4 protein-coding genes and 1 tRNA gene are annotated in these 4,201 nt (G+C 38.6%); all 5 read right to left on the bottom strand.

The window, feature by feature from the left end; translation table 11 throughout:
• Positions 1 to 200: 200 nt before the first annotated feature.
• Positions 201 to 713: an adenine phosphoribosyltransferase gene (locus HT723_RS01125; RefSeq protein WP_023933925.1), complete on the bottom strand. Its 513-nt coding sequence runs from the start codon at positions 711 to 713 to the stop codon at positions 201 to 203.
• Between the two features lie 271 nt (positions 714 to 984).
• Entirely contained in the window at positions 985 to 2,115 is a 1,131-nt protein-coding gene (ugpC, locus tag HT723_RS01120) for a sn-glycerol-3-phosphate ABC transporter ATP-binding protein UgpC (RefSeq protein ID WP_100104588.1), read from the bottom strand.
• A gap of 281 nt (positions 2,116 to 2,396) precedes the next feature.
• Positions 2,397 to 2,482: transfer RNA gene (locus HT723_RS01115), tRNA-Leu, on the bottom strand.
• A gap of 80 nt (positions 2,483 to 2,562) precedes the next feature.
• Positions 2,563 to 3,138, bottom strand: coding sequence for an isochorismatase family cysteine hydrolase (locus tag HT723_RS01110; RefSeq protein WP_023940283.1), 576 nt, complete (start codon positions 3,136 to 3,138; stop codon positions 2,563 to 2,565).
• Positions 3,138 to 3,926 (bottom strand): GTP-sensing pleiotropic transcriptional regulator CodY, encoded by a 789-nt coding sequence (codY, locus tag HT723_RS01105; RefSeq protein WP_023940284.1) that lies wholly within the window; start codon positions 3,924 to 3,926, stop codon positions 3,138 to 3,140. Before codY ends, HT723_RS01110 begins: the two co-directional genes overlap by 1 nt.
• Positions 3,927 to 4,201: the final 275 nt, after the last annotated feature.

The following is a 4,201-nucleotide window of genomic DNA, read 5'->3' as shown; positions in this document are numbered from 1 at the left end:
CAACCTCAAAGCTGTACTTTGAGCAGCTTACGGCTAGTTTGCTCTTTGATTTTCATTGAGTATGAAACTAAATTTCAAACACATAGTCCTTTTATTATACTGCAAGAAGATATAGTTTTCAATTATAGTTTTTCTCTAACTAGCTATAGTCTATTTTTATATCCTAATGTAGAGAAAACAGCCCCAGGGACTGTTTTTCATTAATAATGCATAAGAACCTTGTAATCGTAGTCCCCGATTTTTTCACGGCCGTTCAATTCATCCAATTCAACAAGGAAGGCACAACCTGCTACAATACCACCAAGTTTTTCAATCATCTCGATAGTTGCCTTAACAGTTCCACCTGTTGCCAAGAGGTCATCTACAATAAGAACGCGTTGACCTGGTTTGATTGCATCCGCATGCATAGTCAAGGTATCAACACCGTACTCTTTTTCATAGTCAGCAGAAATGACTTCACGTGGCAATTTACCTGGTTTACGAACAGGTGCAAAACCAATTCCCAACTCAAAGGCAACTGGACAGCCCACAATAAATCCACGAGCCTCAGGCCCTACAACCATGTCAATTTTCTTGTCAGTAGCATACTGAACAATTTCACGAACAGCGTAGCTATAAGCATTTCCATCAGCCATCAAAGGACTAATATCACGGAAGGTGATACCTTCTTTTGGATAATTTTCAATTGTTGCAATGTAATCTTTTAAATTCATCTTTTTCTTTCTTTCAAAGTTTTTACTCTCTATTATAGCATATTTTCCAGTAAAGAAGAAAGGGAAAACAATATTTCATTTGCTAGTCACCCTATAAGTCAAATAAGACGACCATTTTTATTCAAGGCACGTCACAATATAGATGCATAATATGACTTCCCTAGCAAAAAGGAGAGAAGCATTTTGTTTCTCTCCCTAGATTAACTGATATCTCTCCACTACAATTGATAAAGAGATATCTTTTCTTGTAGTGCTTTGAATTTTATTTATTTTAGTAGATTGTTTTTTCAGTTTCTACATCGAAGAAGTGTGCTTTGTTCAAGTCAAATCCAAGCTCAACTGTTGCACCTGTTTGCAAGTAGTCACGAGCATCAACTTTTGCAACAAACTCGTCTTTACCAACTTGGCAGTAAAGGTGAGATTCTGAACCAAGCAGTTCTGATACAGAGATAGTCGCTTTTACAACACAGTCTGGGAATGTTTCAAGGAAAGCAGGTTCTGCATTCACGTCTTCTGGACGGATACCAAAGATCAATTCTTTACCTTCGTAGCCTTTTTCGCGAAGAACTTTCAATGCTCCTTCTGGAACTTTCAAACGGAAACCGTCTGAAATAATTTCGCTACCAACTAATTTCACATTGATGAAGTTCATAGCTGGGCTTCCGATGAATCCTGCTACGAATTTGTTAACTGGGTTTTTGTAAACTTCTTGAGGAGTACCGATTTGTTCCACACGTCCGATAGTACCTGTACCAGCAGGGTTCTTAGTTGCTGACATGATTACGATACGGTCTGCAAGTGTCATCGCTTCTGTTTGGTCGTGAGTTACATAGATAGTTGTAGCTCCGATACGACGGTGGATTTTCGCAATTTCAGCACGCATTGATACACGAAGTTTGGCATCCAAGTTTGACAAAGGTTCGTCCATCAAGAATACTTTTGCATCGCGGACGATGGCACGACCCATGGCAACACGTTGACGTTGACCACCTGAAAGGTCAGCTGGTTTACGTTCCAAAAATTCTTTCAATCCAAGAATTTCAGCTGCTTCTTGCACACGTTTGTCGATGTCTTCTTTGCTGTATTTACGCAATTTCAAACCGAAAGCCATGTTATCATAAACAGTCATGTGTGGGTAAAGAGCGTAGTTTTGGAATACCATGGCGATGTCACGGTCTTTTGGAGCTACGTCGTTGACAACCACGCCATCGATAGATGCAGTACCTTCTGTGATGTCTTCAAGACCAGCAATCATACGGAGTGTAGTTGATTTACCACATCCTGAAGGACCTACGAAAACGATAAATTCTTTATCTTTGATGTTCAAGTTGAAATCTTCAACTGAATAGTGTTCGCTGTTTGGATATTTTTTGTAAATATTTTTAAGATTTAATTCTACCATGAGGTGAACTCCTTTTGTCTTTTGATAATTATATTATATATGAAAACGTTTTACATTTCTATGGCAAGGTGACCAAAAAAACAAAAAAGTTCTGTGCAACTTGCACAAAACTTTAGAGAATATCGGAGAATTTGAAGAAGATAATCTTTATTATTCTTCTATACAAAAGCAGAAACAAGGATCAGCTTTCCCATATTTTCGCTGATTCTCCACTACATTTGACTGGATTCTAATTTTTTAGAGAAATACAAAAGAGCTAGCCTAAGCTAACTCTTATCCTATGCGGAGAGAGGGACTTGAACCCTCACGACCTAAAGCGGTCACAGGATCCTTAGTCCTGCGCGTCTGCCAATTCCGCCATCCCCGCGTCGATTACTTTACTAGTATATCAACTTTTGGGATGCTTGTCAACACTTTTTTTCAATTTTTTTCATTTCATCAACCAAATTACTCTAAAATTTCATTTAGATTTTCATCTACTAACTTAGCTCCAAGTGTATTTTTGAAATGGCCTAGGGCAAATTGATGATTTTCAGGCCAGATAGAAGCAACAGCTGGTTGAACAATCTCGATGTCATATCCTAGATTATAGGCATCGATAGCTGTATGCAGGACACAGATATCCGTCAAGACACCTGTTAAGATAACGGTAGACACTCTACGCTCTCTCAAACGAATATCTAGGTCAGTCCCTGAAAAAGCTGAGTAATGGCGTTTATCCATCCAAAAGACACGACTGTCTGAACCACGCTCTTGATAAAAGATCCCCAAATCTCCATATAAATTCCGTCCACTCGTCCCAATCAGATTATGAGGAGGGAATAGTTTACTTTCTGGATGGAAACAATCATTTTCCTCGTGCGCATCAATGGTAAAAAAGACGTAGTCTCCACGTTCAAAAGCTAGTCTAGTCACCTTGCTAATGGCATCCGAAATAGCCTGGGCTGGAGCGCCTGCTGTCAATTTTCCACTATCTGCAACAAAATCTTCTGTATAATCAATCGAAATTAAAGCCTTAGTCATTAGTAATCTCTTTTCTTCACTTCTTCAAAAATATCTGAAATCAAGACCTTTAGGTAGGTTCCCTTCATTCCAAGTGAGCGACTTTCAATAATCCCCGCAGATTCAAGTTTACGCAGGGCATTGACAATCACAGAACGAGTGATTCCGATACGATCTGCAATCACTGACGCAGTCAACTGCCCTTCATTTCCATTTAACTCTCCTAAAATGGCTGAAACAGCACGGAGTTCAGAGTAAGAAAGGGTATTAACCGCCATGGTAACAGCAGTACGGCGACGGATATTTTTCTCATCTTCCTCACGCTGGAAGTTGAGAAGCTGAATTCCAACAACGGTACTGGCAATCTCAACAAGAATCAAGTCCTCGTCATCAAATTCTTTGTCATTGCGCCAAATAATTAAAGAACCAAGGCGAATCCCCGATACATGAATCGGTGCAATAGTCGTCAAACCATCTGGAAAGTCGTTCCGACTTTCCACAGGAAAAATACTTAAATCATGATCAACTGTCAGATTGGCTTCTGTATCGTAAATCATGTTCGCACCTTGAATGTAGTCATCCGGGAAAATTTTAGTTTGAAAGAATTGCTCTACACGATCTGTATTGGTTTTGTAACGCATAAAATAGCCAAGGAGACGTCCCTTGCTATTAACGATACAGGCGTTACAGTCAATAATATCTGCCAATTGACGGGTAATCGCATTGTAGGGAAGCTCTTCCTGCAACTGCTCGTCTGAGCGCTTCAGGATAGAAGTAATTTTTCTAGTTTTTTCTAATAAATGTGCCATTTTTCACCTCGAATTTAATCGCTATCATTATAACATAAACAGCTTGAATTTTCAATTATTATCTGAAAATTGCTTATTTAATTGCAATTTTTAAAAACCAGAATATTTTTAATTAAGTTGTTCCTTTTCTATTGACAATTTGCCTATTTTTTGTATATTATAACGTTATAAAATATAATATAATGATTTTATTTATACTCTTCGAAAATCTCTTCAAACCGCATCAACGTCGCCTTGCCGTACTCAAGTACAGCCTGCGGCTAGTTTCCTAGTTT

This window comes from Streptococcus sp. 2106, from assembly GCF_013277315.1.
In the GTDB taxonomy this organism is placed as follows: Bacteria; Bacillota; Bacilli; order Lactobacillales; family Streptococcaceae; genus Streptococcus; species Streptococcus pseudopneumoniae.
The sequence above is the reverse complement of the archived record's forward strand: the minus strand, read 5'-3'. Positions and strand labels throughout refer to the sequence as shown.